Below are 208 nucleotides of genomic sequence, written 5' to 3'. Positions count from 1 at the left end.
CAATTATTCTGTCAATGGAGCCTAACGGGATCGAACCGATGACCTCCTGCGTGCAAAGCAGGCGCTCTCCCAGCTGAGCTAAGGCCCCATAAAAATATAAAAAAGGATGGGCCTAAATGGACTTGAACCATCGACCTCACGCTTATCAGGCGTGCGCTCTAAACCAGCTGAGCTATAGGCCCATAACATCCTCAAATAGAGAAGTAGG

General features: G+C 49.0%; 2 tRNA genes. Both read right to left on the bottom strand.

From position 1 onward, the window contains the following. Nucleotides 1–15: 15 nt before the first annotated feature. A tRNA-Ala gene (locus GSM_RS13755) sits at nt 16–88 on the bottom strand. A 19-nt stretch (nt 89–107) separates the two neighbouring features. Then, nucleotides 108–182 (bottom strand) — tRNA-Ile (locus GSM_RS13750). Nucleotides 183–208: the final 26 nt, after the last annotated feature.

This window comes from Liquorilactobacillus mali KCTC 3596 = DSM 20444, from assembly GCF_000260415.1.
Lineage (GTDB): Bacteria > Bacillota > Bacilli > Lactobacillales > Lactobacillaceae > Liquorilactobacillus > Liquorilactobacillus mali.
The sequence above is the reverse complement of the archived record's forward strand: the minus strand, read 5'-3'. Positions and strand labels throughout refer to the sequence as shown.